This window comes from Orbus sasakiae, from assembly GCF_039542345.1.
Lineage (GTDB): Bacteria > Pseudomonadota > Gammaproteobacteria > Enterobacterales > Orbaceae > Orbus > Orbus sasakiae.
On record NZ_BAABHY010000001.1, the window covers coordinates 1092090 to 1113636 of the forward strand.

General features: G+C 36.4%; 20 protein-coding genes and 2 tRNA genes. 14 read left to right on the forward strand and 8 right to left on the reverse strand.

Translation table 11 applies throughout. The features are described 5' to 3' along the window. Positions 1-32 precede the first annotated feature (32 nt). Positions 33-797 (reverse strand): transporter substrate-binding domain-containing protein, encoded by a 765-nt coding sequence (locus ABEA36_RS04755; protein ID WP_345489338.1) that lies wholly within the window; start codon positions 795-797, stop codon positions 33-35. Between the two features lie 192 nt (positions 798-989). On the opposite strand from ABEA36_RS04755, the gene brnQ reads away from it, so the two are divergent. The 5 genes from brnQ (at position 990) to ABEA36_RS04780 (ending at position 7889) form a co-directional block, all read left to right on the forward strand. Beyond that, positions 990-2333 carry a branched-chain amino acid transport system II carrier protein gene (gene brnQ / locus ABEA36_RS04760; protein ID WP_345489340.1) on the forward strand — a complete coding sequence of 448 codons (1344 nt, stop codon included), beginning with the start codon at positions 990-992 and terminating at the stop codon, positions 2331-2333. An 11-nt stretch (positions 2334-2344) separates the two neighbouring features. After that, positions 2345-2896, forward strand: a complete 552-nt coding sequence (apt, locus tag ABEA36_RS04765) for an adenine phosphoribosyltransferase (RefSeq protein WP_345489343.1) — start codon at positions 2345-2347, stop codon at positions 2894-2896. Positions 2897-3115: 219 nt separating this feature from the next. Then, positions 3116-5512, forward strand: coding sequence for a membrane-bound PQQ-dependent dehydrogenase, glucose/quinate/shikimate family (locus tag ABEA36_RS04770; RefSeq protein WP_345489345.1), 2397 nt, complete (start codon positions 3116-3118; stop codon positions 5510-5512). A gap of 162 nt (positions 5513-5674) precedes the next feature. Then, on the forward strand, positions 5675-6445 hold the full coding sequence (ddaH, locus tag ABEA36_RS04775) for a dimethylargininase (protein ID WP_345489347.1): 771 nt from the start codon (positions 5675-5677) through the stop codon (positions 6443-6445). 31 nt (positions 6446-6476) lie between these two features. Further along, on the forward strand, positions 6477-7889 hold the full coding sequence (locus ABEA36_RS04780; protein ID WP_345489349.1) for a basic amino acid/polyamine antiporter: 1413 nt from the start codon (positions 6477-6479) through the stop codon (positions 7887-7889). Positions 7890-7923: 34 nt separating this feature from the next. Here the strand turns inward: ABEA36_RS04780 and ABEA36_RS04785 are convergent, their stop codons facing one another. Both ABEA36_RS04785 and nfi read right to left on the reverse strand, forming a co-directional pair. After that, positions 7924-8673, reverse strand: a complete 750-nt coding sequence (locus tag ABEA36_RS04785; protein ID WP_345489351.1) for a tRNA1(Val) (adenine(37)-N6)-methyltransferase — start codon at positions 8671-8673, stop codon at positions 7924-7926. Further along, the gene (nfi, locus tag ABEA36_RS04790; RefSeq protein ID WP_345490865.1) at positions 8670-9353 is read right to left on the reverse strand and encodes a deoxyribonuclease V; all 684 of its coding nucleotides are present in this window, start codon (positions 9351-9353) and stop codon (positions 8670-8672) included. The genes ABEA36_RS04785 and nfi overlap by 4 nt, the downstream gene beginning before the upstream one ends. Positions 9354-9412: 59 nt before the next feature. Between nfi and ABEA36_RS04795 the strand changes: the two genes are divergently transcribed. Next, complete coding sequence (locus ABEA36_RS04795; RefSeq protein WP_345489353.1) at positions 9413-10003, forward strand: IMPACT family protein; 591 nt, start codon at positions 9413-9415, stop codon at positions 10001-10003. 3 nt (positions 10004-10006) lie between these two features. Here the strand turns inward: ABEA36_RS04795 and glpG are convergent, their stop codons facing one another. Then, on the reverse strand, positions 10007-10837 hold the full coding sequence (glpG, locus tag ABEA36_RS04800; protein WP_345489355.1) for a rhomboid family intramembrane serine protease GlpG: 831 nt from the start codon (positions 10835-10837) through the stop codon (positions 10007-10009). Positions 10838-10992: 155 nt separating this feature from the next. Between glpG and ABEA36_RS04805 the strand changes: the two genes are divergently transcribed. Continuing rightward, complete coding sequence (locus ABEA36_RS04805; protein WP_345489357.1) at positions 10993-11457, forward strand: thermonuclease family protein; 465 nt, start codon at positions 10993-10995, stop codon at positions 11455-11457. A 56-nt stretch (positions 11458-11513) separates the two neighbouring features. Here ABEA36_RS04805 and cspE (ABEA36_RS04810) read toward each other — a convergent pair whose 3' ends face one another. Beyond that, positions 11514-11723, reverse strand: coding sequence for a transcription antiterminator/RNA stability regulator CspE (gene cspE / locus ABEA36_RS04810; RefSeq protein WP_345489359.1), 210 nt, complete (start codon positions 11721-11723; stop codon positions 11514-11516). 436 nt (positions 11724-12159) lie between these two features. On the opposite strand from cspE (ABEA36_RS04810), the gene ABEA36_RS04815 reads away from it, so the two are divergent. Next, a tRNA-Lys gene (locus ABEA36_RS04815) sits at positions 12160-12235 on the forward strand. Between the two features lie 9 nt (positions 12236-12244). Here ABEA36_RS04815 and ABEA36_RS04820 read toward each other — a convergent pair. Continuing rightward, positions 12245-13189 (reverse strand): zinc-dependent alcohol dehydrogenase family protein, encoded by a 945-nt coding sequence (locus ABEA36_RS04820; protein ID WP_345489361.1) that lies wholly within the window; start codon positions 13187-13189, stop codon positions 12245-12247. Between the two features lie 251 nt (positions 13190-13440). Here ABEA36_RS04820 and srmB point away from each other — a divergent pair, with 251 nt between their 5' ends. The 6 genes from srmB (at position 13441) to ABEA36_RS04850 (ending at position 20037) form a co-directional block, all read left to right on the forward strand. Next, positions 13441-14745 carry an ATP-dependent RNA helicase SrmB gene (gene srmB / locus ABEA36_RS04825; RefSeq protein ID WP_345489363.1) on the forward strand — a complete coding sequence of 435 codons (1305 nt, stop codon included), beginning with the start codon at positions 13441-13443 and terminating at the stop codon, positions 14743-14745. Between the two features lie 147 nt (positions 14746-14892). Beyond that, positions 14893-15495: a peroxiredoxin C gene (locus tag ABEA36_RS04830; protein ID WP_345489365.1), complete on the forward strand. Its 603-nt coding sequence runs from the start codon at positions 14893-14895 to the stop codon at positions 15493-15495. Between the two features lie 323 nt (positions 15496-15818). Continuing rightward, entirely contained in the window at positions 15819-17141 is a 1323-nt protein-coding gene (rimO, locus tag ABEA36_RS04835; protein WP_345489367.1) for a 30S ribosomal protein S12 methylthiotransferase RimO, read from the forward strand. Between the two features lie 5 nt (positions 17142-17146). Continuing rightward, positions 17147-18535, forward strand: coding sequence for an MATE family efflux transporter (locus ABEA36_RS04840; protein WP_345489369.1), 1389 nt, complete (start codon positions 17147-17149; stop codon positions 18533-18535). A gap of 154 nt (positions 18536-18689) precedes the next feature. Continuing rightward, a tRNA-Val gene (locus ABEA36_RS04845) sits at positions 18690-18766 on the forward strand. Positions 18767-19119: 353 nt separating this feature from the next. Then, on the forward strand, positions 19120-20037 hold the full coding sequence (locus ABEA36_RS04850; protein WP_345489371.1) for a VirK/YbjX family protein: 918 nt from the start codon (positions 19120-19122) through the stop codon (positions 20035-20037). Between the two features lie 121 nt (positions 20038-20158). Here the strand turns inward: ABEA36_RS04850 and cspE (ABEA36_RS04855) are convergent, their stop codons facing one another. Together cspE (ABEA36_RS04855) and ABEA36_RS04860 are read right to left on the reverse strand one after the other, a co-directional pair. Beyond that, positions 20159-20368 (reverse strand): transcription antiterminator/RNA stability regulator CspE, encoded by a 210-nt coding sequence (cspE, locus tag ABEA36_RS04855; protein ID WP_345489373.1) that lies wholly within the window; start codon positions 20366-20368, stop codon positions 20159-20161. Positions 20369-20614: 246 nt separating this feature from the next. After that, positions 20615-21448 carry a hypothetical protein gene (locus ABEA36_RS04860; protein WP_345489375.1) on the reverse strand — a complete coding sequence of 278 codons (834 nt, stop codon included), beginning with the start codon at positions 21446-21448 and terminating at the stop codon, positions 20615-20617. Positions 21449-21547 lie beyond the last annotated feature (99 nt).

The following is a 21547-nucleotide window of genomic DNA, read 5'->3' on the forward strand; positions in this document are numbered from 1 at the left end:
AACGTGAGATTTGAATAACTTTAACTGATCATTTAATCATTAGATGTATGAACACCCCATCGTTTAGCAACATTTTCAATATCTGCATGTGCAAGCCAATTATCGACAAAAATTAATAATTCATCATTTTGTTTCTGCATCATATACGCTTTGTAACTTTTGGTACCAGTAAATGGTGTGGTGGTCGCCATACATAAAACACCAGGTTCTGTATAAGCATAGTGATAACCTTCAATTAAATCGGTGACCATCATATCCGCGGTTTTATCCCTTAGCGCTTGTAGATTATCAATATTATTTTTAACACGAATCACTTGGGCTGTATCAATATAGCGGTTGACAAAACTTTCATTCGTCCCACCAGGATTAACCACGACTTTAACCTCAGCTTGATTAATGTGTTGAAGATCAACTAGTTTCGGGGCTGACGCACAACTGGCTAAAGCAATTTTCCCATTGGGAACAATTTGCTTTGATAATAAAAATTGCTCAGCCCTTGCCGTGGTATAGGTGACACCGCCCATCGCAATATCAAACTTATCATCGGCAAGATCTTGAGATAATGTGGGCCAACTGCTGATAACAAATACTGGGACAACATTTAATGAATGCGCTAAATCTTTTGCTAGATCAATATCAAAACCGACCAATTTATTATTATCAAAATACGCCAATGGTGCATAATCGGCAGGCACCCCAATACGTAACATCCCTGATGATTGTATTTGTTCAAATGTTCTAGCAGAAAGTGATTGAGCGGTTAACAGCAACACTAAAATCAATAAGACCTTTTTCATAAACCCTTCTTTTTATCGTTATCGTCAAAATAGACTGACATTATTGATTATCTGTATTTTTGTTGTCTAGCGAAAAATGCAGCAATAATGACTCATCTTTTAATTACTTAACATAAAATAAAATTTTATTTATGTGTATAACGTAATTTTTACGCTATAATCCCAAACTTTTCTATTAATCAATTTTATATTATGCGTATTATTCTTATTGGTATCACTCTATTTGCACTGTTTTTTGGTGCGGGTAATCTTATCTTTCCGGTTATGTTAGGGCAATTGTCTGGTAACCATTTTAGTCTAGCTTCTTTAGGTTTTGTTGTAACAGGTGTCATTATGCCCTTGCTTGGCGTCATGGCGATGGGGTTCTCAGGTGAGAAAGATTTTCTAAAAATTGCTCAACGCTGCGGAATCGTGTTTGGACTTATCTTTGCAACAACTCTCTATCTGACAATTGGGCCTTTATTCGCAATGCCAAGAACGGGAAGTGTTTCTTATGAAATCGGTATTAAACCGTTTGTCGATGAAAAATATAATACTGTTTGCTTAGCTCTTTTTTCTGTTGGTTTTTATGGTTTTTGCTGTTTATTATCATTAAACCCGCATAAATTTATCGATATTGTTGGTAAATTTTTAACCCCTGTAAAAATTACTTTTATCCTGATTTTAATTTTAGCCGCTTTAATCTTCCCTATGGGCCAATCACTACCGCCTATTACCGCAGAGTATCAAAACTTGCCCTTCTTCACGGGATTTTCTGAAGGCTATTTAACAATGGACACATTAGCCTCATTAGTATTTGGTATTATTGTTGTGCAGGGTATCATCAGTTTTGGCATAAAAGATAAAAGTAAAATTGTTATTGCTTGCTTTAAAGCAAGTTTAATTGCCGGTATTATTTTAGCCTTTTTCTATGTTTCTTTAGCCTACATGGGCGCAACAAGTGTCACCACATTAGGCGTACTTGAAAATGGTGGGCAAGTATTAGCCCGAGTGTCAACTTACTACTTTGGTACATGGGGTAACTTAATTCTAGGTCTAATGGTTACCGTTGCATGTATGACGACAAATATTGGCTTAACACATGCTTGCGCTAATTATTTAGTCTCAATCTTTCCAAAATTGTCTTATCGTCAGTATGCCGTTATTTTCTCGATTGTAAGTGCGTTATTTGCAAATGTTGGCTTAACCACATTAATTTCATTTTCTGTGCCGGTTTTATCGATTATTTACCCGGTCACGATCATTTTCATCGTATTGACTTTTGCACATCAACTCTTTAATGGGAGCAAATTAGTTTATGCTGGGGCAATTTATTTAACATTATTAACCAGTATTCTATTCGAATTAAATGCCGTCATGTTGCCGGGTTCAATGCTGTATGATTATATGCCAGCGCTCGCTAAAGCAGTTTGGTCTGTCAATGATTTATGTGTGATGTATGTGCCACTTTACCTGCAAGGATTAGGATGGATCACACCAGCAATAATTGGTGCTATACTAGGCTATATTTGTAGTAAATGTATCGTACGTCAATAAGGAAATCAGCGATGTCAGATAAACAAGCTCAATTAGATCTTATTAAAAATAGTATTATCACTATTCCTAATTATCCAAAGGAAGGCATACTATTTCGTGATATCACCAGTTTGTTAGAAAATCCAATGGCCTTTAAAACCACAATTGAATTACTTGTTGAACACTATCAAGGTAAAAAGATAGATAAGGTTGTTGGTACTGAAGCGCGAGGCTTTATTTTTGCAGCGCCAATTGCTTTAGCACTGGGTGTCGGATTTATTCCGGTAAGAAAACCGCACAAATTACCACGTCATGTGTTTAAAGAAGAGTACCAACTTGAATATGGTACTGATGCGTTAGAAATTCATACCGATGCGATTAATTCTGGTGAGCGAGTGTTAATCGTTGATGATCTTCTTGCGACCGGTGGTACGGTAACGGCGACAGCAAATTTAATTCGCAAAGCCGGTGGAATTGTTGAAGATGCGGCGTTTGTGATTGATTTACCTGATCTTGGTGGTAAACAAAAATTAACGGATATGGGTGTCAATTGCTTTACGTTGGTTGATTTTGCTGGACACTAATTTTTCATAAATTATCAAGGGCACGTCTGTGCCCTTTTTTCTAACCGTGTTATAACGTCTATCAATACACGCTATTATGGCAATGATATTGTCATTTTTCCTAATACTTCGATAGGTTATTTTTATTAGCTTTTATTGTGTTTAAAGCGCACTATAAAAACAGATAATGCCATAGGCTTATCTCAAAATATAAACCACATAGAAAGTAAGGAATTAAGAATGAGTATACAAAATAAACCGACAGGTTTTAGCAAGTATTTCATTTGGCTGGTTGCATTGATATTGCTGGCAAGTGGAGCATTTTTATTTATTAATGGTATTCGGCTGATCATGGTCGGCGGTAGCTGGTATTTTGCTCTAATGGGCATTGCTATGCTATTTTCATCAATCACCCTTTTCATGTTCAAACCCATCGGTGCTGTCGTTTATGGTATCGCTTATGCATTAACAATTATCTGGGCATTAATCGAAGTGGGTCTGCAATTTTGGCCATTATTTTCACGTTTAGCCGTGTTTGGTGGCTTTGCAATGCTCGTTGCGTTTGCATATCCTGCACTCATTTTAGCAAAACGACGTGAAAAATCGTCGGGTGGTTATAAACTTGGCGGCATCATAGCCGTCTGTTTGGTGATTGCATTAGGGCTGATGTTTACTGAACATAATACCATTTACAATTCAATTCAAGTCCAAAAAAATACACTAGCAGCAAAAGATGCACCGACTGATTGGCAACAATATGCCAATACCACAAAGGGCACACGATTCTCTGGCGCTGACCAAATCACCAAAGAGAATATTAATCAGTTGGAAGTTGCTTGGACCTACCGTACTGGTTATTTCCCACAAAGTAATGGTTCAGGTGCTGAAGATCAAAATACCCCATTACAAATTAATGATACAGTATACTTATGTACCGCAAATAATGTTGTCATTGCAATTGATGCTGATGCTGGGACTGAAAAATGGACTTATGATCCTAAAACTTCAGTACCAAACTGGCAACGTTGCCGAGGTTTAGCATACCATGCTGATTCCAGCAATCAAAAGCCATCAGAGCCTATTGAGCTTACGCCTAACGCAACACTAACTTCGGCTTGTTCAAGTCGTATTATTATGAACACACTTGATGCAAGATTAGTGGCCATTGATGCACAAACAGGTCAATTATGTGATACGTTTGGTGATAATGGGATCGTTGATTTGAAAAAGAATATGGGTGACATCCCTCCTGGCTATTACACCATTACATCCGCGCCCCTCGTTGCCGATGATGTCATTGTTGTTGGTGGTCGTGTTGCGGATAATTTTTCAGTTGGTGAGCCTGGTGGTGTCATTCGTGCATTTGACGTTCATACAGGTCAATTAGTCTGGGCATGGGATCCAGGTAATCCAAGTATTACCGATGTTCCACCACCAGGTGAAACATATACCCGTGGTACGGTAAACGTTTGGACTACGATGGCCTACGACCCGGATTTAGATTTAATTTATGCCCCAACAGGTAACGCTACACCAGACTTTTTCGGTGGCCTGCGTACCAAATATGATGATGAATATAACTCATCGATTGTCGCTTTAGACCGTAAAACAGGCCAAATACGTTGGTCATTTAGAACAGCGCACCATGATTTATGGGACTATGATTTGCCGGCTCAACCGCTACTTTATGACATACCTGATGGTAATGGTGGTGTGCAAAAAGCGATTATACAGACCACCAAATCAGGTGAAATCTTTATGTTAGATAGAGCAACCGGAACCCCACTTGCAAAAGTCGAAGAACGTCCGGTTCCACAAGGTGATGTTAAAGGTGAATATTATGCCCCAACCCAACCATTTTCTGTTGAAATGCCATCAATAGGTAATGAAACCTTAACCGAAGCAGATATGTGGGGAGCTACCCCCTTTGATCAACTGTTATGTCGTATTGATTTTGTCGGTTCGGAATATCAAGGGTTATTTACCCCTCCTGGCATGAGTAAAACATTGCAATATCCTGGTTCTTTAGGGGGGATGAACTGGGGAAGTGTTGCAGTCGATCCTCAGACAAATATTATGTATGTCAATGATATGCGTATTGGTCTTACCAACTGGATGATTCCGCGAGCAGATATTCCGGCTAATGCGAGTGGGATTGAAATGGGAATCGTGCCACAAACTGGTACACCATTTGGTGCAATGCGACTTCGTTTTATGTCTCCTGTTGGTGTCCCATGCCAAAAACCACCTTATGGTACAATGACCGCTATTGATTTGAAATCAAAACAAATTGTATGGCAAAAACCACTGGGTACGGTTATGGATACAGGTGTATTTGGTATCGCTATGCATATGCCAATCCCGATTGGAATGCCAACAATTGGGGGTCCAATGACAACAAAATCTGGTTTAGTTTTTTTTGCTGCGACACAAGACTTTTATTTAAGAGCTTTTGATAGTGCAACAGGCGAAGAAATTTGGAAGGCACGTTTACCCGTTGGTAGTCAAGGTACACCAATGACTTATATTTCACCTAAAACCGGTAAACAATATATTGTGATTTCTGCTGGGGGGGCTCGACAATCTCCAGAACGAGGAGATTACGTGATTGCTTACGCCCTACCGGATAAACATTAATCCGATATCTCAAAGCCCACTAATATGTGGGCTTTTTATTGCGCTGATTTTATGAGCTGCTTCAATATTCACCAAATGAATAAAAAGTCATTTTTTTTCTTGATTTATGCTCAAAATGAATTATTATTCAAAAAAACAACATAAATATTAAAAAGGTTTATTATGCTTAGATTTAAACACATCATTGCAAGAACACCCTGTAAAGCCCTTGTTGACGGATTAACCTCAGCAAATTTAGGTAAGCCCGATTATCAAAAAGCGTTAGATCAACATAATGATTACATTCGTGCATTACAACAATGCGATGTTGATATTACAATTTTACCGCCCGATGAAAAATTTCCCGATTCTGTTTTTGTCGAAGATACTGCTTTATGTACTCCCCATTGTGTCATTATCACGCGACCGGGTGCTGAAAGCCGCCGTCAAGAGACAGAAATTATTGAAGAGTCAGTAACGCGTTTTTATCCTAAAAAGGTAGAGCGAATCACAGCGCCTGGTACTGTTGAAGCGGGTGATATTATGATGGTTGGTAGCCATTACTATATTGGTTTATCTGCACGAACGAATCAAGATGGTGCCAATCAAATGATCACCATTTTAGAAAAATATGGATTAACTGGATCTATCGTAACACTCGAAAAAGTCTTACATTTAAAAACGGGTTTAGCTTATTTAGAAAATAATAATTTACTTGCAGCTGGTGAATTTATCACCAAACCAGAATTTCAGCATCTTAACATTATTGAGATTCCACAACAAGAAAGCTATGCAGCCAACTGTATCTGGGTTAATGGTAATGTCATTATGCCTTCAGGCTACCCTATAACCAAGTCAAAAATAGCGGCATTGGGCTATAATGTGATTGAAGTCGATACATCTGAATATCGTAAAATTGATGGTGGCGTAAGCTGTATGTCGCTACGTTTTTAATTACTGATATATCATTTAATAAGAATTGATAATGAATAATCCCGTTAGGAAAAAACTTGGACTGTTGCCACTAACGCTGCTTGTCGTTGGTGGTATTGTTGGCAGTGGTATTTTTAGTTTGCCACAAAATATGGCAGAAGGTGCTGGCGCTGGCCCAATACTTATCGCATGGGCAATAACACTGTTTGGTATGTTGATGCTAACCCGTATATTTCAATATTTATCGATCCGATTTTATAAAATTAATGACGGATTATATGGTTACGTACGGGAAGGATTTGGTGATTACATTGGCTTTAATGCTGCATGGGGCTACTGGATTTCAGCATGGATGGCATGTGCAAGTTATCTGGTCATTCTATTTAGTGCATTAGGTTCATTTAGCAGCTTGCACTTTTTTGGTGATGGAACGACATTGGTTGCCGTAATTGGTGGACTGATTTTTTTATGGATCGTACATTTTTTTGTATTAAGTGGTATTTATACTGCATTTTTACTTAATTGCCTTGTCACATTGGCTAAAATTGTCCCAATTGGTTTATTTATTGTCTGCATTATTTTAGCCTTTAAATTGGACACATTTAAACTGGATTTTTGGGGAGCACCACAATTAGGCTCTATTATGCAGCAAATAGAACATACTATGTTATATACTGTGTGGGTCTATTTGGGTATTGAGAGTGCCACTGTTTATGCCTCACGAGCTAAAGGTATTATCAGTATCAGCCGAGCGACCTTTTTAGGTTTTTTAATCACCAGCATATTACTCGTTTGCGTGTCAATTTTATCATTGGGTATTGTTCCTCAGGCTGAGCTTGCTGCAATGAAAAATCCCTCAATGGCATTAGTGATTGAGCGAGTCGTCGGTAGCTGGGGTGCAACATTAATCAACATTGGATTAATCGTTTCAGTCAGTGGCGGGTTATTATCATGGATTATGCTTGCTGCTGAAATGTTGTATTTAGCAGGACGTGGTGAAAAACACACTGTACCAAAGTGTTTTGGCCAATTAAATCATGCAGGTACGCCACATAATGCATTATGGTTAACCACCATTTTTATTACTGTTTTGATTATTTTGGCGCATTTTTATCAATCTGGATATAATACTTTAATTCAACTATCGACATCGATGGTACTTATCCCCTACTTATTATCAGCTGCATTTGTCTTTAAGTTAGCATTGAAAAGTCGTAAGCCTTACTTAATTATCATAGGCGTTGCCGGAACCATTTATGGTATTTGGTTAATCTATGCCGGTGGGATATCTTATCTGTTATTATCGATGATTTTGTATGCAATTGGTCTGGGTTTTTATCTCTATGCCAGACGACAACGTCAACTTACCGCTTTTAGTTTTATCCATGATAAATGCTATGCAATCGTTATTATCCTATTGGCAATAACGGCTATCTTATATTTTTATGTCATTCCTAATTTGTAATTATTGGCCTATTTATAAATGTAATATATCCAAATTATGTCTTATAAATAGGCTTATTAAAAAGATAAAATTCGTTTAGTAACTGCCTAAATTCTATCGTATAAATCCCATTTTGATCTCTCATACACAGTGACTGCATCAGAGGATTGTCAGTTTTGTATTTTGCATAGCACAAAAGACTCAGCGAAGCCGGTAATGTTTGTGAGTAATTCACCGTCATAGCTCGATGTAAATAAAGATGATTATCGAGACAAAACTGACTAAATTGTTGAGCCAAATCAAAAGGTAAAACAACACAAAAAAAGCCTTCCGCTTTTAATAATCGTTTTGCAACACTAATTAGCTGAATATGATTAAGGCTTTGTGTATAACGAGCTTGTTGTCGCTGTTCATTACGGCATGAGACCGCGACATCAAAATATGGCGGATTTGAGACAATTAAATCATAGTGATTTTGTTGATCATATCGATAATTTTTGGCATCAATGCACTCTGCATTTAGGTGTTTAAAAGGTGAATTATGCATATTTTGGATGCATTGCTCAACGGCATTTTGATCTATATCAATTGCATCAACTTGATATTGCTGTTGTTCGAGACGCTGAGCCAACATCAGCCCAATAATCCCACACCCACAACCAATATCTAATACTGTGTGAGTTTTTGCGCAAACTGGCGCCCATGCCCCAAGTAAACAGCTGTCGGTTGTCACCTTCATAGGGCTTTTATCGTGAGCAATAAAAAAACGCTTAAATGTGAAACCATTTTTGGCTAATGTGGTCATGATTTATCTTTACTTGTTAACCATTTTTTAAACAACGGCTTATTTGATGCTATTGCATCAGCAAACCGCGTAGGTTCAGGTAATCGATACCCTTTTAAACACGTTAAAACCCAGTTGAGTGCTGATAGTTGACTGATACGGTGTCCCGCCGAAACAAACAGAGGATTGCATTTTGCTTTACTGCGTAATACATACCCAATTTGTGTTTTCGCCGCTTTATTTAATAAAGGTTCACTAGATAATGGCAGTTCAGCAAGTGGCTGATATTGCCCATAAAGTCGTTTTTTAGCTACACCAATCGTAGGTATATCAAGTAATAAGCCTAAATGACTAGCTATCCCTAGCCCTCTAGGATGGGCAGTACCTTGCCCATCAACAAAAAGGAGTTCTGGTTTATGCGTAATTTTCTGCCATGCAGCAACAAGTGCAGGATACTCGCGAAAGGATAAATACCCAGGAATATAAGGAAATGTCGTCGGCATTTTAACGAGTTGGTAGTCGAGTAACTCTAAATTAGGGTAAGATAATACCGCTATCGCTGCACGTGTCACTCGTCCACCATCTTCAAAACCAACATCAGTACCACCGATTAATTTGGGTATCGTAAAGTTGAACTCATCACGTAAAATAATGCGTTTGGCATATTCAACTTGCTGCTGTTTTAGTTGCACTAAATCAATAGACATTTAATATATGTTCAGTATGATTAATCCGTTTAATTATTTTAGCAGAAAATAGCATGTCATTTACACTTATTAATCCGTGCAGTATTACAGAAGAGATAAAAAAGAGTCGGTTCGTTGCCCATGCATTGCCAATTAATACGATTGAACAAGCAAGTGCGATAATTGAAGAAGTAAGTGATCCATCAGCAACTCATAACTGCTGGGCGTGGAAACTAGGTGCCCAATATCGCTTTAACGATGACGGAGAGCCTACAAGCACAGCCGGTCGCCCTATTTTAGCAGCGATTGAAGGTCGAAATTGTGACCAAGTCTTGATTGTTGTAACCCGCTATTTTGGGGGGATTAAATTAGGTACAGGGGGGTTAATGCGTGCTTATGGTGGCAGTGCTAGTCACTGTTTACAACAAGCTGAACTCACACCAATCATTTTACGCATCAATTGTCATGTTGCCTGCTTGTACAGCGAATGGCCTATTTTAGAAAATCGACTGAAAGAAGCTGGTGCGATTATTGAACAACAATCTTTTGAAGCTCTTGGCACAAAACTACAATTTGCCATTACAGAAGATAAGCTTGCTGACCTTGAGCTTTTTATTGGAAATATCACGCGGGGTCGTGAGCAATTAGTTATTGCTCCCCATTAGCGACTATTTTTTGAGTAACCAAATATCTTTAGCAGCGAGTAATAAACCGACAATCAGACCAATTAAATGTGCTGTATTCGCAATCGAGCCTAGTACACCAATAAAACCAGCAACTAACCAGATAAGTGCAATACCAATCATAGTGCGGTCAAAACGCAATCCAGACGAAGGTAGTCGTTCACCGTATAACCAAACATAACCCATGAGTGCATAGACAACACCTGAAAGTCCACCAAAATAAGGACTGCTTACACTCGCTTCAGCATAATTGGATAAAATGCCAGACACAAACATAATCTCAATAAGTTTTAATTTTCCCCTCAATTTTTCAATCATACCCCCTAAATACCACCACCACATTAGGTTAAATACGATATGTAATAAGGAAAAATGAATAAAAATAGGGGTAATATAACGCCATAGCTGATCATTATTTTCAAAAAATGGATAGCCTAGATACGCAAGAATGACACGAGGGCCAACGACGAGTAAAAGTAGATATAATACGACACAAATTAAAGCTATCACCAATGTGACTGGACCCACAGAAACAAAACGTGGCAAAATCGCTTTTAGCGAGCTATTTTTTATTTCGCTATGATGACGTTCTCCTTGTTGCCAAGTGGCATCAAGATAACGTTTATTGTATGGGTCTTTAACAAAATGTTTTAGTTCTTCTGTAATCAGTTCTAATTTATCTTTATCTTTGACATTTAGAAATAATTGGCTATTTCCATCATTATCAAGTTCAATCCGTAAAGAGACACCTTTGGTTGCCATATAATCAACGAAAGTATGCGCAAATTGAGCTTCTTGAAATGATATAAGATACATTAATGGTTAATCCTGTTGTAAAAACCCGATAACAGTATTACAGGTAGTCGTGGAACATCAATAAATGAGCCTATTATACGCAATTTTATTGTTTAAATACATGCGAATATGCTAGTTTATCGGATCATTTATTTACCCGAAGAATACTTACTATCATGATAAAATATTTATTGTTGCTACTATTGCTTTTCAGTTCCTGGGCTCATACAGATTTTTCAGGTAACGTTGTTAAAGTAATCGATGGTGATACGGTAGACTTACTTATTGCTCAGAATAAAAAAATCCGTATTCGACTTGCTGATATTGATGCGCCAGAGCGTGGACAACCCTATGGTGAAAAATCTCGACAGTTTCTAGCGACGTTGATTGTAGGCAAACAGGTCTTTGTTAAGGATAAAGGAAAAGATATCTATCAACGTACATTAGGTACAATTTATGTCAAAAAAATAAATGTTAATGCCAAAATGGTATCAAACGGCTATGCATGGGCATATCGATATAAAAATAAAGCAACAAATCAAACGATGGTCTTGTTAGAATCACAAGCAAAACAAAAGCGACTGGGATTATGGCAAAGTAAAAAGCCTGTTGCGCCGTGGGAATTTAGGCGTAATAAATAGGATAAAAAAAACCCGCTTATTACAGCGGGTTTCAACGAATAAAAGTAATAATATAATTAGATTACTTTAACTTCAGCAGCGGCAGGACCACGCGCGCTATCTTGGATAACGAACTCAACGTTTTGCCCTTCTGCTAATGTTTTAAATCCGTCATTCATAATAGCTGAAAAATGTACAAACACATCTTTACTACCATCTGCAGGAGTGATAAATCCAAAACCTTTATTTTCATTAAACCATTTTACTTGGCCAGTTTTCTTTGTCATTTTAAACATTTTCCTAAATAATAAAACCTACAACATATTTTCTAATATGCGCATTAACATAAACTCACATAACTCATTTTTAACACTGAGATGGTATAAAGTAAAAACTATTCAACCGACTAATCTTTTATATTCGATTTCTAATGTTATAAAAAAGATGCATGTTATATGCGACAACTATTAACGCATATTCGCGTATAGATAGCAAGTATATTTTGTTAATTTGTTTTAAGATATCATATTAATAAATTTAGAAAAAATGACAAAAATGTAATAATAAATGTCATTCAGTTAATTGAATCGCATAAGCATAAAATAACAAATAAAAACGTAAATCAATGCAGGCCATTTAGTCTTTTTTACCAAAAATTGCGCATTTTTGCTTTAAGTTTGATTTTAAATACCAGTTTAGGTAAAATAATAAAACGTTGTAAGTGGGTTGTTAGCTCAGTCGGTAGAGCAGTTGACTCTTAATCAATTGGTCGTGGGTTCGATCCCCCCACAACCCACCATCTTACCTACTATTCATTTTCCATCACTAATACGGGCTTTGTTTGACGGCCTACTATATCAAAATAATCCAATGCATTACGCCAATCAGTAAGCTGAAAATGCTGAATATCAGCTAGTTGTGTAATATTGAGCCATTGCCATATCTGTTTAAAGTCATCTTGCCATTGCACTTTTGTTACGTCAGCTAAATAATCTCGCAGGTGAAAGCGTGTAGGTAAGATATTATCAGGTTTAATTTGATACATTTTGCCAGATAATAAACCATAAGATAAAAATTTAGCATTTCGGCTTAAAGATTGAAGCAGTAAAGTCGCCAAATCACCACCGACGGCATCAAATACATAATGTGAATCTAAAGCGTAGTGTGTAATACAGTGATAATCTGAGATAGCAATCGGTATTACACCTAATGACGTTAACTTACTGATATGCTTTGCCGAACGATAGATTCCTACGACACGCTTTGCGCCTAATTGGTAAGCCCATTGCGCAATAATATTGGCACAAGAAGAACCGGCTGCAGTGATAATAATTTTTTTATCTTTAAGATCACATTGATTGAGCATCACATAGGCAGCTAAGGGATTAATATAACCTCGACAAGCCAGTTCATCACGAATAAATCCAGGCACTTCAATGACCCAATTAGCATCACAAATAACATAGTTTTGCCAAGTTCCACTCGTCCGTAACGGTAATACGCGTTTGCCAATTAATGTTGGATTATTCGCTTTGATCACCGTACCAATCCCCTCATAACCGGCAATTAATGGTAAGGTAATTCGGTGAGAATAGGCTCCTGTGATTGGAATTAAATCAGATGGATTAATGGGAGCCATATGCATTTTAACCAATAATTCGCTATCAGTAATTTGTGGAATTAACGATGACTCTAATTGTAAAACTGTTTTAGGTTGACCAAATTGGTGATACCAAAGTGCTTTATTTTGCATAAATTTATATAATTCTTTTGAGTTACCTATATTTAAAGCATTTATTATAATAATGTAGACGATTAAGTATATTAACGCCATCATCAAAATCAAGCTATTGCAAATTTGATTTATTATAAAACGGGATATGTTAGGTCTGCGTTGGTTTTGTCAGTAAATTATATTTATTACGCCCTTATCAACGATTTGCTATCTTCTAAACTCAACAAATATGTTACACTGATGACTTTACTCTTAATTGTGAAAGTAACATGACTAATGATGATTTTTCATCTTTTGATTTAGATGAACTAATTATAAAAGCACTCAATACACAAAATATAACGGTGCCCACAACAATCCAAGCTAAAACGATACCTTGTGCACTCGACAATCGAGATATTTTAGGATCTGCACCAACAGGAACAGGGAAAACGTTAGCTTATTTAATTCCAGCTGTTCAGCACTTATTAGATTTTCCAAGACGCAAGCCGGGTCCGCCGCGCATACTGATTTTGACACCCACGCGAGAGCTAGCGATGCAAGTTGCGGAGCAAACTAAATTACTGACACAATTTACAACATTGAGTACAGCAACGATTACAGGCGGTGTCGCCTATATGAATCATGCTGAAGTATTTAGCAAAAATCAAGATATTGTGATTGCCACAACGGGACGTTTATTACAATACATTAAAGAAGAGAACTTTGACTGTCGTGCGGTTGAAATGTTAATTCTTGATGAAGCAGACCGTATGTTAGATATGGGCTTTGCACAAGATGTTGAAACGATTTCTGCTGAAACGCGTTGGCGTACTCAGACATTATTATTCTCAGCGACACTTGAGGGTGACGGTCTGTATGATTTTGCTAAACGTATTTTACATGAACCAGAGGAGATCAATGCTGAGCCATCACGCAAAGAACGTAAAAAAATCTTACAGTTTTACTATCGTGCTGATGACATTAAACATAAAACAGCCTTATTAATTGAACTATTAAAACAACCTGACGTCACCAAAAGTATTGTTTTTGTTCGTAAACGTGAACGCGTTCATGAATTAGTTAGCTGGTTAAATGAAGCAAAAATTCGCACTTGCTATTTAGAAGGTGAAATGGTTCAGGCAAAACGTAATGAAGCCATTATTCGCATGTCAAACAATACCGTGAATATATTGGTTGCAACCGATGTAGCCTCACGTGGACTCGATTTTGATGATATCAGTCATGTATTTAACTTTGATATGCCAAAAACAGCAGATGTCTATCTTCACCGTATTGGTCGAACAGCCCGAGCTGGTAAAAAAGGAACGGCAATTTCACTTGTTGAAGCTCATGATTATGATCTGTTGAAAAAAATAGAACGCTACATTAAAGAACCGATTAAATTAAGAGTGGTTGAAGCATTAAGACCTAAATCAAAAGCACCGTCCGTTGCTAAAAAGAAAAAGCTATCGGATAAAGCAAAAGCAAAAAAAGCTGAAAAACTACAAGAGGCTAAAAAGAAAAAATTACGTCATCGGGATACCAAAAATATCGGTAAACCTAAGAAAAAATTATCAATAAGCCAAGCTTAATAGTTAAAACTTATAAAAACAATTGTTGTTACCATGTTTGATAATTCGGTAACAACGCTATAATACCTACATCTTTCGATTTGTATCAGTAAGATAACGATGTTTAATACATCCTACTAAGTAATATTATAATCTAGGAGATATATCATGGTATTAGTTACTCGTAAAGCACCTGATTTTACCTCAGCTGCAGTATTAGGAAATGGCGAAATTGTTAATAACTTCAGTTTCTCTAATTTTACAAAAGGCAAATATGCAGTTGTATTCTTTTGGCCAATGGACTTTACATTTGTTTGTCCATCAGAAATTATCGCATTTGACCACCGTTTAGATGAGTTCAAAAAACGTGGTGTAGAAGTAATTGGCGTATCAATGGACTCTGAATTTGTTCATAACGCATGGCGTAAAACACCACAAGATAAAGGTGGTATTGGTGAAGTAAGATTCCCTATCGTTGCTGATGTTAAACATACAGTGATGCAAGCCTACGGTATCGAACATCCTGAAGCTGGTGTTGCGTTACGTGCTTCATTCTTTATTGATAAAAGTGGTATTGTTCGTCATGAAACAGTTAACGATTTACCAATTGGTCGTAATATTGATGAAATGCTACGTATCGTAGACGCATTCCAATTCCATGAAGAACACGGCGAAGTGTGCCCTGCTCAATGGACTAAAGGCAAACAAGGTATGAAAGACAGTCCAGACGGTGTTGCAAGTTTCTTAAAACAACACGCTAACGATCTTTAATTCATATTGATGTGTTATTATAAACCGGAAATTTTCCGGTTTTTTTTATTCACGGAATTTAATATTTTATCATCAACTCCAACCTTAATTACCTGTCTTTATTGATAGTCATAGCATTTATAATGTTGTTAAATCATTTTCGCCTAATTAACAGTTTACCCTAAATTTTGCCCCACCGCTGAGTGTGACATAATCTGTATTTGTGTCTGAGAAATCATTAGTGAAGTTTTTTTTTCTATGCTAAAATACCCAACACTAAATCATTTCTCAAATAATTGATTTTAAACAATTTAATTCTTCACACTACACTATATAATTTTATTATGATGAATATATCCCCTACTATTGGATTTGTCAGCTTAGGCTGTCCAAAAAACCTTGTCGATTCAGAAAGAATATTGACTGAATTAAGAACCCAAGGCTATCAAGTTGTACCCAGCTACGATAATGCCGATCTTGTTATTGTAAATACCTGTGGTTTTATTGATAGTGCAGTACAAGAATCATTAGAAGCAATCGGTGAGGCTTTACATGAAAACGGTAAAGTCATCGTCACGGGTTGTCTAGGTGCCAAAGAGGACCAAATCCGTAAGATTCATCCTAAAGTCTTGGAGATATCAGGTCCTCATAGTTACGAGACAGTACTGACTCACGTGAATAAATATGCACCTAAACCTACTTATGATCCATACACCAGCTTAATCCCGGCTCAAGGTGTCAAATTAACACCAAAACACTACGCATATTTAAAAATTTCTGAAGGGTGTGATCATCGTTGTACTTTTTGTATTATTCCATCATTACGTGGTGATATGGTTAGCCGTCCTATTGGTAGCATACTTGATGAAGCAAAACGCCTTGCTGATAGCGGAGTCAAAGAACTCTTAGTGATTGCACAAGATACCTCTGCTTATGGTGCAGACATTAAATACCGAACAGGTTTTTGGAATGGCGCACCCGTTAAAAGTGATATTTTATCACTTTGTGAACAACTTTCGTCATTAGGTATTTGGGTCAGATTACATTACATGTATCCCTATCCACATGTTGATAATTTAATTCCGCTTATGGCCGAAGGAAAAATCTTACCTTATCTTGATGTGCCATTACAACATGCTAGCCCTGCCATTTTAAAATCTATGAAACGGCCGGGATCTATTGAACGTACATTAGAACGCATTCATAAATGGCGTTCGATTTGTCCCGATATCACGCTGCGCTCAACATTTATTGTAGGTTATCCTGGCGAAACAGATCATGACTTCGAATTATTATTAGACTTTTTAGCTGAAGCTAAACTTGATCGTGTGGGGTGTTTTACTTATAGTCCTATTGAAGGTGCTGCAGCTAATCAATTAGCAAATCAAATCCCTGAAGATGTGAAACAAGATCGATTTGAACAGTTTATGCAGTTACAACAAGCAATTTCAACGGAAAAGTTAGCCAATAAAGTTGGCAAAACACTACCAATTATTATCGATGAAGTCGATGAAGAAGGTGCTATCGGACGAAGTATGGCTGATGCACCTGAAATTGATGGTGTTGTGTATTTAAATGAAGAGTTTTCGGTTAATGTTGGTGATGTAGTCAATGTTGAGATTGAACACTCTGATGAATATGATCTTTGGGGTAGCATAATAAAATAACCATTATGAAACATATTTATACAAAAGAAGTTAAAATCATTATAAAGCTGGCTATTCCTGTCATACTTGCTCAATTAGCCCAAACTGGTATCACTTTTGTTGATACCATTATGGCGGGTCATTATAGTGCAGCAGCACTGTCTGGTGTTGCAATAGGTGCATCAATTTGGCTACCCACAATCTTGTTTGGGCAAGGATTATTATCCGTTTTAACACCGATTATTGCTAATTTAAATGGCTCTGCCAAACGAGAACAAATTGCCGATCATACTCGACAAGGTTTAGTTATCGCCTCGATTCTCTCCGTTTTAATAATGGTGTTCCTCTATAATTCAGATAAGCTGATTGCGCTACGTAGTAGTATTGATAATCCAATTGATCCCGAAATGGTCTATGTTGCCGTCAATTTTTTGCGAGCAATCATGTGGGGAGTACCGGGCTTCTTATTTTACTTGGTGTATCGTTTTCAGTGTGAAGGTTTATCTAATACGAAACCCGCTATGTTTATCATGCTTATTGCCTTAATTGCTAATATACCAATTAATTATGTATTAATTTATGGTAAATTTGGTTTACCCGAATTTGGTGGTGTTGGTTGTGGTATTACTGCTGCAATCATTTTTTGGTTAATGTTTATCTTAATTAAATGTTTCACATTAATTGCCAGCAGCCAAAAAGACATTAAAAAAACGCCATTTAAAGCGTTATTTAATAAGACTATTATTAAGCGTATCACGTTATTAGGTACACCACTTGCTTTAGCCTATTTCTTTGAAGTGAGCTTATTTGCGATTATTGCATTGATGATTGCCCCACTTGGTAAAGAAGCCGTATCCGCTCATCAAATTACATTTACAATAAGCAGTATGACTTTTGCGATACCATTATCTTTAGGTGTTGCCACCAGTATTCGTGTTGGTTACTTACTTGGTAAACAAAAGTTGCAACACGCCAAACAAACAGCATATATCAGTTTAAGTATTGCGTTAGTCTGTGCTTTAACGATTGCTGTCATATTAGTGCTATTTAAAACGTTCTTTATTGCTTGGTTTACAACAGATGCCACGATTATTGCAATTTGTATGCAATTAATTATTTTGTTAGCAATTTATCAACTATCGGATTACTTACAAGTCACTGCAAGCAATGTTCTCAGAGGCTATAAAGATACTAAGAGCATTCTTTATATCACGCTTGTCTCCTATTGGATTATAGGCTTACCTCTAGGCTATATGTTTGCCTTAACCGATATATTGGTTAAACCTATGGGACCTGCAGGGTTTTGGATCGGTATCATTGCAGGATTAACGTTTGCTGCTGTATTGCTGATTTGCCGAATGATTTATATTCAAAAGCAGCCTGCTGATAGAATTCTTAAACAAGCAGCGAGATAAAATAGTAACCAATGATTAGAATTTACCTTCTAATTGTTGGTTTCGTAACCGAAAACACTCAACAGCCTAAAAAACAAGCTATTTTTATTTTTTTTTACTTGCTAGAAAGGCTTAATATCGTTAATATTTGCGCCTGTAGTTTATGTTCTTATATACGCCCGTAGCTCAGTTGGTTAGAGCATCACCTTGACATGGTGGGGGTCAGTGGTTCGAGTCCACCCGGGCGTACCATTCATAATGATTCATTTCAGATGGTCGTAGTATATTGTAATTATCATAGTTATTATATAGTGAAACAGTCCGCCACAAACTAGATTTACCGCTAACATACGAACAGTGCATTTTAACTACCCTATTATGCTATTTGTTGCCCTATCTAATGATAATTTATGGCTAATTTACTAAATGTGTGTCCCCATATCAATACGTGTAGATTCAATCAATACGACTAAATATTGATGACTCAACGAATTTCACACAAATGTTGAACCTCCTTTTAATTTATGCAATAATTAACGAAATTTTTAAATAATATTTTCAAACTTTACAGTTTTTTAATAAAGCATTAGAGATATACAAGTAACATGGCTAAATTAATTGGGGAGAGTTTATTCTCAAGTTTACTTTTAGGGAGATGGCAACAAGATGATTGGTGGGACTGCCCGCTTTATCGTTGCAAATTCAGACTAAAAACATTAATCAATCCTATCACTACCGTTCAATATATAAAAAAGCTATCGGAGCTTGATGACGCTAAATTAATTATAGAAAAGCGCCCTTTTGTACCAACAAAGTTACAACGTCCATATTTGCATAAACGCCTTGGCGTCAAAGATCGCGCCAATGCGATTGTTCACCACTACTACTTTATTCAACATTTAATAAATCCCAATTTGAAATCAGCCCTATTATCCGACCAAGCATGTTTATTGGCAGATTTTAAAGGTAAAGATGATATTGATTTTACGATGACTTGTATGCCATCTAAATATGATAAGGAAGGCGAAATTACTCTGACTTTAAATTTTGAGCACATTACTGTGGCAAATTTATCGTTTACTTTCATTTGTCATAATCATCAATCAATCGCTTATATTGCAGGGCTGCAAGGTGCTGGTGCAAATGAACAAGATATTATAAAAAAAGCGACTAAAGCCTGCTATGGACTCTTTCCTAAGCGAGTTTTATATGAAGGATTTTGTGCTCTAATGAAATTGTGTGGAATAAGCGTGATCCATGCGGTGAGTAATGATGTACATATTTATAAACAATGGCGTTATCGCTCAAAAAAACAGCATAAATTTATGGCTAATTATGATGAGTTTTGGTGTAGTCTTAATGGCCATGCCATTGAACATGGTTATCAACTACCTATTGCCGTACCCAGAAAATTAATTGAAGAGATAAGCAGTAAAAAGCGTTCTGAATATCGTAATCGCTATACGCTTTTGGATCAAATTAATAGCCAAATTGAATATCGATTTAACATCAAACAAAAATAAAACAATATCGATGCCATAAAAAAGCCCGCTTTAGCGGGCTTATTTGGCATAAAAGATTAATGATTAGTTAATTGCTTTTTGCGATTTTTTCGCTTTGCCAAAAAATAATATTTTGTCATTATTATAATACAACAACATCATTTGCTGCTGGACCTTTAGGACCATCACCAACAGAAAATTGTACTTTTTGACCTTCTTGCAACGTTTTGAAACCATCACCAACTACAGATGAAAAGTGAACAAATAAATCTTTGCTACCATCATCAGGAGTGATAAAACCAAAACCTTTACTTTCGTTAAACCATTTAACTAAACCTGTTTTCTTTGACATTTAAATATATCCTTTAATAAATTAACTTCAGTCAGACTGACTGTTTACGCAAGATTTCTACATTACATTATTAAGAAGATAGATTTAAAACAAGAAAGGAATCATTTTTGACTAAAACTAAGTATACTAATATTGTATCAATGCAGGTTATCTGCTTGGTACTATTTACTCATAAATTGATTATTAATGCAAGTATTATCTTAGATAATTAAAAAGTCCCACTTAGAGGACTTATCTAAATTTTAATTAATTCAACTTACCGTAGCCAATTACCTGCCCTTTTTTATCGACAATATAATAATTGGGGGTAAGTTTAATTCTAAAATTATTGCGGAACAGTTCAATGCTTTTACCTTCATTAGCGAGATGATAAGCGGGTAATATATCAAGCCCTGGCAACTCTTTATTTGATAATGTCCAGATAATTTGTCCTGAATAGGCTGAAACCATTTCAAGTTGATAGCCTGACTCAATTTTATTTTTCACAATAATATTGTCATTATCTACATAAAGAACCGCCGCATCGGCCGAAAAAGGCGTTGAAACTAATTGGGTAAAATTAGGAATAACTTCACCGCTTAAACTATCGTATCCCACTAACTCATCATTTTCGCTTTTAATAGAAACAACATTTTGATCATCTGGATCTCGGTTATGCGTTAAGAAATTCGCTTTATATAAATAGTTTTCATTACTATCTTTATCATGATAGAAAACATAAGCGACACGCGGATAACCATTTTCAACCCAAGGTTTAAGGATAGTATCTGTATCAGCAGTATCATCATCATTTTCGGCAGCTAATACATTCGTAACAGGCACATCATTATTATTAGAATGTATTAGCGGTAACACAAAATAGACAGCCAATACACCAATAACACAAGCAGGAATAAAGTATTTTAGTTTACTTGATAGGCCGCTTTTATTTTCTGCTGATTTTGATGATTGAACGATTAACCCATCACCATTGTCAGCATCGGAATAATAATTATTGCCGCACTTTAGACAATGATAAAACGTATTTGCTAATGGCGTATTATGGTTACTCTGACAACGTGGACATTTGATATTATTCATTTTACCCATCATTATTTGACGATTCCATTTAGTGTTAAAATTTTTATTATGATGGCGCTATTATAATATTAAGCAAAAGAAATAATAGAAAATTATGCA

What these genes read in the sequence shown, in the direction of transcription:
- ABEA36_RS04755 (WP_345489338.1), bottom strand. Translation starts at nt 797, where the DNA reads ATGAAAAAGGTCTTATTGATTTTAGTGTTGCTGTTAACCGCTCAATCA.
- brnQ (WP_345489340.1), top strand. Translation starts at nt 990, where the DNA reads ATGCGTATTATTCTTATTGGTATCACTCTATTTGCACTGTTTTTTGGT.
- apt (WP_345489343.1), top strand. Translation starts at nt 2,345, where the DNA reads ATGTCAGATAAACAAGCTCAATTAGATCTTATTAAAAATAGTATTATC.
- ABEA36_RS04770 (WP_345489345.1), top strand. Translation starts at nt 3,116, where the DNA reads ATGAGTATACAAAATAAACCGACAGGTTTTAGCAAGTATTTCATTTGG.
- ddaH (WP_345489347.1), top strand. Translation starts at nt 5,675, where the DNA reads ATGCTTAGATTTAAACACATCATTGCAAGAACACCCTGTAAAGCCCTT.
- ABEA36_RS04780 (WP_345489349.1), top strand. Translation starts at nt 6,477, where the DNA reads ATGAATAATCCCGTTAGGAAAAAACTTGGACTGTTGCCACTAACGCTG.
- ABEA36_RS04785 (WP_345489351.1), bottom strand. Translation starts at nt 8,673, where the DNA reads ATGACCACATTAGCCAAAAATGGTTTCACATTTAAGCGTTTTTTTATT.
- ABEA36_RS04795 (WP_345489353.1), top strand. Translation starts at nt 9,413, where the DNA reads ATGTCATTTACACTTATTAATCCGTGCAGTATTACAGAAGAGATAAAA.
- glpG (WP_345489355.1), bottom strand. Translation starts at nt 10,837, where the DNA reads ATGTATCTTATATCATTTCAAGAAGCTCAATTTGCGCATACTTTCGTT.
- ABEA36_RS04805 (WP_345489357.1), top strand. Translation starts at nt 10,993, where the DNA reads ATGATAAAATATTTATTGTTGCTACTATTGCTTTTCAGTTCCTGGGCT.
- cspE (WP_345489359.1), bottom strand. Translation starts at nt 11,723, where the DNA reads ATGACAAAGAAAACTGGCCAAGTAAAATGGTTTAATGAAAATAAAGGT.
- ABEA36_RS04820 (WP_345489361.1), bottom strand. Translation starts at nt 13,189, where the DNA reads ATGCAAAATAAAGCACTTTGGTATCACCAATTTGGTCAACCTAAAACA.
- srmB (WP_345489363.1), top strand. Translation starts at nt 13,441, where the DNA reads ATGACTAATGATGATTTTTCATCTTTTGATTTAGATGAACTAATTATA.
- ABEA36_RS04830 (WP_345489365.1), top strand. Translation starts at nt 14,893, where the DNA reads ATGGTATTAGTTACTCGTAAAGCACCTGATTTTACCTCAGCTGCAGTA.
- rimO (WP_345489367.1), top strand. Translation starts at nt 15,819, where the DNA reads ATGATGAATATATCCCCTACTATTGGATTTGTCAGCTTAGGCTGTCCA.
- ABEA36_RS04840 (WP_345489369.1), top strand. Translation starts at nt 17,147, where the DNA reads ATGAAACATATTTATACAAAAGAAGTTAAAATCATTATAAAGCTGGCT.
- ABEA36_RS04850 (WP_345489371.1), top strand. Translation starts at nt 19,120, where the DNA reads ATGGCTAAATTAATTGGGGAGAGTTTATTCTCAAGTTTACTTTTAGGG.
- cspE (WP_345489373.1), bottom strand. Translation starts at nt 20,368, where the DNA reads ATGTCAAAGAAAACAGGTTTAGTTAAATGGTTTAACGAAAGTAAAGGT.
- ABEA36_RS04860 (WP_345489375.1), bottom strand. Translation starts at nt 21,448, where the DNA reads ATGAATAATATCAAATGTCCACGTTGTCAGAGTAACCATAATACGCCA.